The organism is Acinetobacter sp. UBA6526 (assembly GCF_002434875.1).
In the GTDB taxonomy this organism is placed as follows: domain Bacteria; phylum Pseudomonadota; class Gammaproteobacteria; order Pseudomonadales; family Moraxellaceae; genus Acinetobacter; species Acinetobacter venetianus.
Genome location: NZ_DJLC01000078.1, coordinates 1 through 6,020, shown reverse-complemented (window position 1 = coordinate 6,020; position 6,020 = coordinate 1). Strand labels below are relative to the sequence as shown.

Genomic DNA, 6,020 nt, shown 5'->3' with positions numbered 1-6,020 from the left:
GGAATCAATTCACAGCAACCTACAATTCAATATTTAAGTGGTACATCTGCACGGCTACTAAGAACAGATACTCAGATTATTGATGATCTTGTTTTTAATATGAGTCGGATGATTGATTGGCACAACACTGTTCAAGCAGCTTGGGAACGAGGCGCACGCTTACAGATCGAGGCTTTACCAGGAACGGTTTTAACAGGCTTAGCACGTAAAGTATTTAAAGAAGGAACACTATTATCCTTTCAAAATACACAACTTGAAAATCTGATTATGGCAATGCAAAAGGATAACGATTTTGTATAACGCCTAATCAAAAAAATGATGTCACTCAAAGGATAGAGGAAATTTAAAATGATTATATACGGAACAGCTATTTTAGCGATTTGTCATTTATTAGGTGATTACTTTGGTAATACGTTGGGTATGTTACTCGGCGTAAAAGCAAATGTCGGTGGTGTGGCGATTTCCATGCTTTTACTGATATTGGCCAAAGAACTATTGGCAAAAAAAGGTTATTTACCACAAGTCACTCAATTCGGAATTTTATATTGGTCTGGTATGTACATTCCAATCGTAGTGGCAATGTCAGCAGGTCAAAATGTCGTTGCTGCACTATCAGGTGGTTTACTTGGAATTATTGTATCCGTTGCATCGCTGATCGGAACCGTGCTTGTAATTCGATATTTAAATCGTATTAGTGGCGACTATGAAACTTATGAATGGTCTATTGAAACAACGGGAAAAACAGCTTAAAACGATAAAATCATAAAGGAATTATGAGATGGAAACTTTAATAGCGGTTCTCAGTAAAAATGCACTTGTGACAGCACTTGCGGTGACTGGGCTAATGATGTTTGTTTCACACTTACTGTCTAAATATTTAACCAAAGGAAAATTACAGAGTTCAGCGATTGCGATCACTTTGGGATTGGTGGTTGCCTATTTTGCAGGTGTTTATACAAACGGGACCAAGGGTATATCTGATATTGCAATTTTCTCGGGATTTGCATTATTAGGCGGGGCAATGATTCGTGATCTCGCGATTGCATCAACAGCTTTTGAGGTTGATGTTAAAGAGGTAAAAAAGGCGGGTAAAGTTGGATTAGTTGCCTTGCTTTTAGGATGTGTGGTGCCCTTTGTAATCGGCGTTGTGGTTGCTTGGTTCTTGGGATACAAAGATCCTGTGTCAATGACGACGATTGGTGCGGGTGCGATGACCTATATCGTTGGGCCAATTACGGGTTCGGCTATTGGTGCAAGTTCAGATGTGATTGCTTTGTCTATCGCGATTGGTCTAATTAAATCGGTATTTTTTATGATTGGCACACCCTTGCTTGCAAAGTTTATGTATCTCAAAAGTCCGCGTTCTGCGATGGTATTTGGTGGTTTGGCAGGTACAACCAGTGGTACAGCGGCAGGATTGGCGGGTACAGACGTTAGATTAGTTCCTTATGGTGCATTGGTTGCGACATTTTATACAGGCCTTGGATGCTTGTTAGCACCGTCTATATTTTTCTTAACGGTAAATGCGATTTTCAGTTAAATATATTTTGCTTTAACAGATGAGGGGGAGGTGGTTCAGACAGAATCATTTCCCCTCAATATTTATAGATACTGTCGCGCAAACATTCTGCATTCAGCAATTAATGCTAAGAGGTTCGGATCTCGCTCCTTACTCTTTAGAAAGACTAAGCCAATTTCTTGTTTGATTTGATAAGGTGATTGCAGAGGAATCAACTTGACTGAACTTTCATAGATGGTTGAGATACGACCGGGTAATAAGGCTAAACCCACTCCTGTACTCACCATACTGATTAAAGTAAAAATATCGCTAACCTGTAAAAAGACTTTAGGATCTATGCCTGCTTTTTCAAATACGACGTCACTGTCATGACGTGTTGCAAAGCCTTTGGATAGGGTTAAAAACGTTTCATCTTTTAATGTACTTAAGTCGATTTCTTCGAGGCTCGCAAGCGGAGAATTCTTATTCACAGCTAAATAAATATCATCTTGAAACATTGCTAAACTTTCAAAATCAGCATCAGATGTTGTTTCATTTAAAGCAACGATAATGGCATCTAATTCAGTCGTTTTTAATTTTTTAACTAAATCGAGATTAGAGCTGAGCAAGAGTTGAATATCCAACTCACCACGCCTCAACTTCAGACCACTAATCACGTTGGGAATGGTATTGACCGTAAGTGAATATAACGAACCTAAATGCAATACTTTTGCCGCGAAACCTGCTGCTTCTCTGGTTTTATTTACAGCGGTAACAATGTCTTGAACAATTTTCTGTGAGTTCTCTTGTAAAACATATGCACTTTTTAGGGGAATTAAATTCCGTCCTTCATTTTTGAATAGAGGACATCGCAAGCTATTTTCTAAAGAGTGCAATGCTTTATGTACGCTGACGTTACTGATTTGCATTTCGGCGGCTGTTTTTGAAAGGTTGCCATAACGCATAAATGCGAGGAATATTTGAATTTTCCGTAAAGTTAAATCTTCATCGATTTCCATATCAATAATGCCTGTACCAGATGAGGTCTTAGAAAAAATATTTCTACGTATTTGAACCTTTTTAGCTTCAGTTCATATTAAGGGTAAAATTTAGCTCAATGCTCCATGTTAGACTAAAATCTGTCAAAAAATTAGATGCCTTAATATTCAGGGTCTTAGCGTGCATTGACGATTAATCAGCAGCTTGATGATGGCATATAAATGAGTTAAACCGCCCATTAAAATCAAAAACTTTAAAAATTCAGATTTCTTTAAGTTTAGTACATTAATTTAAAGATACGGCAAACACCGTAGCAAGCAAAGCAATACCCTTGGCCACATTCTCCAGATGTGGCTTTTTTTATATTTATCACTTAATCTCAGTCTTACTATTGTGAACATCTAAAAAGTGATTGAGATACATTTAGCCACTACAATCAAATAAAAATTTAAAAAATCTATAAGTTTTTAGAATGAAAAACAGAGACATATAATTGAAAAATTTATATTAATATGTGATCTAGTATGCATTTTAAAAAAGGTTGACGTCATGTGTTGAACTCATGAGTTCTTATTTAAGATTTTGTTTTTAATATATAAATTATTTTTAATATTTTTTGTTACAACCATTTTGTCGACAAGTTTAGCTGTAATTTGCCATATTTTCTTTGCAAAATTTAGCACAAGACTCCGTTATGGAATCAACTTAACCTTACATCGCACAGCTGCTTTTATTTTCACTTTATTGTCACTTTTTTCATTTAAACCTTAGTTCAGCTGTGTTTTTCAAATTTTTAAAATGGAAGTTTTTTCAATGAAAAATATACAAATCAAAGTAAAGGATCAGTTTGAAACCGAAAATGTTGCAATTGCTTTAATTAGCAAGGTAAATGATCTAGAGATTCCTTTATTTAAACGCATTGAGCATATTGAAATTGAAGGTGAGATTTTGCGACCGAATATGGAATTGCTCTATGAAAATCCAAAAGATGGCCGTATCTATCGTTTTATTGATATCGTTCATTCAAATTAATTTGAGTGTGAAGAACTGACTTTTCTTTAAATCCTATCGGTTCTACTGAATTGATTTGATGCATTTATTTTGAGTAATTTAAAAGAAATTCCATAACTATAATTGTTGTGGGGTTTTCGCCGTTGAAGTAGGACGTTTTATAAAAAAGCACTAGACGAGTCCAAAACTTATCTAGTGCCATCGATCAAAAGATTACAACGCTGTTTTAGCAGGTACAGATTCCCAACCACCACCTAAAGCACGGATTAAATCTACGCTTGCAAGCATACGATCTCCATTCAGTTGTGCAGCGCGTTGTTGCTGTTGTAATAGATTTCGATCGGAATCAATCACATCTAAATAGCTCACAGCACCTTCACGATAACGTAAATGTGCCAGTTGATTGGCATGCTTACTCGATTTTAGTGCTAAATTTTGAGCCTGTATTTGTTGATCAAGGATGCGTTGATCAGACAAGCCATTTTCAACTTCACGAAATGCATTTAAGACGGTTTGCCGATAACCAGCGACGCTTTCTTCATAAGCTGCACGCGCTTGAGCAACGCCAGCCTTACGTTGTCCACCATCAAACAAAGGCAAAGATAAAATTGTGCCCGCAACAGGACCTAATAAAAAGGTTCGGCTTGACCAGTTCCCTAAGCTCCCTAAACTTGCTGACTCGTATCCGAGTGCACCTGTGAGATCTAATTTGGGGAAAAATGCAGCGCGGGCAATACCAATACGTGCATTATTTGCTGCCATAGCTCGTTCTGCCGCAGCGATGTCAGGACGACGTTCAAGCAGAGAGGATGGAAGTCCAGTAGGCAAAACAACGAGATCCGAATTAACAGGTTGAGCTGTTAAACTGAATTCCGCTGGTGTTTTACCCAACAATACTGCGAGTGCATGTTCAGCTGTCGCTCGACTACGCGCAATATTTAATGCGTCACTTTGCGCAGTTGATAATTCGGTTTGGGCACGAGAAAAGTCCAATTCACTGACTAAGCCATTGCGATAACGAAGTTGCATTAAATCGCGTGTTTCAGTGAGCAGTTTGATATTCTGCTGATAAATCACTTGCTCGGTATCTAATTGTCGAATCAAAAAATAGGTTTGAGCAACATCTGCTTGAAGTGCAAGTAGAGCAGAGTGATACAACGCTTCTTGTTGCTGAACATTTGCTGTTGCAGCATTCACACTACTTGCGATCCGTCCGAATAAATCTAATTCGTATGAAACGTTTGCTTGTGCTCGCCATAGAGTACGTGCTGAGGTTGGTGCATTCGCATCCAGTCCTAATGATGCAGGAGATGGTTTCTGGCGCGTCGGTCCAAAACCTGCACCAATACTCGGTAAGCGCTCTGCTTGAGCTGCTGATCTTAGCGCACGCGATGATTGAATATTTGCTGCCGCTCTTTTTAGATTCTGATTACCTGAAATAGCTTGCTGTTCAAGTTCATTCAATTGCGAATCATTAAAGACACGCCACCATTCACCTCGAATGTGTTCATCGGCGGGTTGAGCAATCTTCCATTGTTCGTTTTCAAGTGCTGAATTAGCTTCTTTAAATTTGATAGGAATAATCACTTGTGCTGGTTGGTATTCAGGCGCAAGAGAGCAGCCTGCGAGCAGCAGGCTTCCCATCAGTGAGGACAATAACCATTTTGGCGTAGATGCTTTCATCAAATGTCCTCCTTATTGATGATTCGGGTTATGTAAAGGTGCTTCGTGTACCGCAGCAGAATGCAATTTATGTTTGCTATTCAATGTACGAATCAGGACATAAAATGCTGGGGTGAGGAATAGACCGAACAACGTGACCCCGATCATGCCAAAGAATACCGCTACACCCATGGCATGGCGCATTTCTGAACCAGCACCTGTCGATGTTACGAGTGGGATTACACCCATAATGAAGGCAATCGAGGTCATCAAAATTGGGCGTAAACGTAAACGACTTGCTTCAACAGCTGCTTTAAATGCCGTAGCACCTTGCATTTCTAGTTCACGGGCAAACTCGACAATTAATATGGCATTTTTACAGGCCAGCCCGACGAGCACCATGAGTCCAATTTGGGTAAAGATGTTGTTATCGCCACCCGTGAACCAGACTCCAGCCAGTGCTGCCAAGATACCCATTGGAACAATCAAAATAACAGCCAAAGGAAGGGTAAGGCTTTCGTATTGTGCAGCTAAAACCAAGAACACGAGTAAGACACTGATTGGAAATACCCACAATCCTGCATTACCCGCTAAGATTTTTTGATAGGTTAAATCTGTCCATTCAAATTTTACCCCACGCGGCAAGGTTTCTGCTGCAATGCGTTCAACAGCGGCCTCTGCTTGGCTTGAAGAATATCCCGGCGCAGGACCGCCGTTAATATCTGCCGCAGTGTAGCCGTTATATCGCACGACCATTTCTGGACCGTAGGTTTGTGTGACTTTCACCAATGAAGAGAGTGGAACCATTTGCCCAGCATCATTTCGTGTTTTGAGCTGTGAAATGTCTTCT

General features: G+C 39.4%; 6 protein-coding genes and 1 pseudogene. 4 read left to right on the top strand and 3 right to left on the bottom strand.

Annotated features, from left to right (window positions below; translation table 11 throughout):
• From B4237_RS05135 to madM, 3 genes and pseudogenes are all read left to right on the top strand, one after another.
• Positions 1-300 (top strand): annotated as a pseudogene (locus B4237_RS05135) (malonate decarboxylase subunit epsilon); the annotation flags it as partial.
• Between the two features lie 48 nt (positions 301-348).
• On the top strand, positions 349-750 hold the full coding sequence (madL, locus tag B4237_RS05130) for a malonate transporter subunit MadL (protein ID WP_278596602.1): 402 nt from the start codon (positions 349-351) through the stop codon (positions 748-750).
• A gap of 28 nt (positions 751-778) precedes the next feature.
• A complete protein-coding gene (gene madM / locus B4237_RS05125; protein ID WP_061526724.1) occupies positions 779-1,540 on the top strand; it encodes a malonate transporter subunit MadM in 762 nt (253 codons plus the stop codon).
• Positions 1,541-1,602: 62 nt separating this feature from the next.
• On the opposite strand, the gene B4237_RS05120 is transcribed toward madM, so the two are convergent.
• Complete coding sequence (locus B4237_RS05120) at positions 1,603-2,517, bottom strand: LysR family transcriptional regulator (protein WP_061392811.1); 915 nt, start codon at positions 2,515-2,517, stop codon at positions 1,603-1,605.
• A 793-nt stretch (positions 2,518-3,310) separates the two neighbouring features.
• Between B4237_RS05120 and B4237_RS05115 the strand changes: the two genes are divergently transcribed.
• Positions 3,311-3,529 carry a hypothetical protein gene (locus tag B4237_RS05115; RefSeq protein WP_004880972.1) on the top strand — a complete coding sequence of 73 codons (219 nt, stop codon included), beginning with the start codon at positions 3,311-3,313 and terminating at the stop codon, positions 3,527-3,529.
• A gap of 192 nt (positions 3,530-3,721) precedes the next feature.
• Here the strand turns inward: B4237_RS05115 and B4237_RS05110 are convergent, their stop codons facing one another.
• Together B4237_RS05110 and B4237_RS05105 are read right to left on the bottom strand one after the other, a co-directional pair.
• A complete protein-coding gene (locus tag B4237_RS05110; RefSeq protein ID WP_278596603.1) occupies positions 3,722-5,191 on the bottom strand; it encodes an efflux transporter outer membrane subunit in 1,470 nt (489 codons plus the stop codon).
• A gap of 12 nt (positions 5,192-5,203) precedes the next feature.
• On the bottom strand, positions 5,204-6,020 hold an 817-nt coding region (locus tag B4237_RS05105; protein WP_286941968.1), incomplete at its 5' end, for an efflux RND transporter permease subunit.